This is a genomic window from Protofrankia sp. CiP1_Cm_nod3 (genome assembly GCF_982290655.1).
Map to the genome: position 1 here is coordinate 9,124 of NZ_CEVIVD010000170.1, position 906 is coordinate 10,029.

The following is a 906-nucleotide window of genomic DNA, read 5'->3' on the forward strand; positions in this document are numbered from 1 at the left end:
CAATCTCCGGGCGGGACGGTCAGGGCCGTCGTCTGCTGGGTTTGGTGGACAGAAGGGGTTCGACCCTCGACCAGGACGAGGTGGTGGGCCGCGTCGTCCACACTCTGAAGATCGACGGACTGGCCGTGCGTGACGCTCTCACCGCACTCGTCGGCCAGGGGCTGATCAGCCGCACGCCGTCCGACGCACAGGGCCCGGAGATCACGCTCACGCCGGCCGGCACCGCTCGTTTCCAGCAGGTGCGAGCAGGCATCGGGCGGATCACTCAGCGCCTCTACGGTGGCCTTCCGACCGAGGAACTGGCCATCGCCCGCCGCGTGCTCGCCACCGTGACCGAACGCGCCAACGCCGAACTTGCCAGCTGAACGCAGTAAATGTCGGCTTTCGGATCCAGGGCAGGACCAGGTGATCGTCCCTGACCGTCCACAGTTCACTAATTTTGATCTTGTGATGTGGGACGGTATATCCTCGTCATATGTACTCTGCGTCATGATCTCGACCAGTCTCCGAGTATGGCGAATAGATCACCCGGTCGCTGTAGGTGAGATCCGGCCGGGCGCGATGGTGGGTGTAGAACCGCGGGACGGCGGTCAGGCAGGCGTAGAGCGCGCAGGAGCGGGCGGCTTTCTTCCTGGGCCTGGGCGCCGGTGCGGAATCCGTCGCCGGGGTGGCGGGCGGAGGCGAACACCAGGCAGGCGATGCCACGGCTGAGGCGGCGGGCCGCGGACAGGCTGGGTTCGTTGGTCACCTCGATGGTGGGCGCCGCCGCTGCGCTGGTGTCCGCCGGGACGGATAGAAAATCGTCGGGCAGGTACAGCCGGGTACCGGCGACCGCTCGGGCGATGTCGCTGTCGACGGTGATGGTGGGCGGGGTCATGGTCGGCCTTGTTCGGGGGAGTGCGGGTG

General features: G+C 67.0%; 2 protein-coding genes and 1 pseudogene. 1 reads left to right on the forward strand and 2 read right to left on the reverse strand.

From position 1 onward, the window contains the following. Positions 1-365 (forward strand): hypothetical protein (locus AC5LUJ_RS21400; RefSeq protein ID WP_493465604.1); only part of this gene is annotated, 365 nt, incomplete at its 5' end. Positions 366-471: 106 nt separating this feature from the next. Here the strand turns inward: AC5LUJ_RS21400 and AC5LUJ_RS21405 are convergent. Both AC5LUJ_RS21405 and AC5LUJ_RS21410 read right to left on the reverse strand, forming a co-directional pair. Then, complete coding sequence (locus tag AC5LUJ_RS21405; protein WP_493465605.1) at positions 472-705, reverse strand: poly(ADP-ribose) glycohydrolase domain-containing protein; 234 nt, start codon at positions 703-705, stop codon at positions 472-474. After that, positions 683-877: pseudogene (locus tag AC5LUJ_RS21410) on the reverse strand (poly(ADP-ribose) glycohydrolase domain-containing protein); the annotation flags it as partial. The gene AC5LUJ_RS21405 and the pseudogene AC5LUJ_RS21410, both read right to left, overlap by 23 nt. Positions 878-906: the final 29 nt, after the last annotated feature.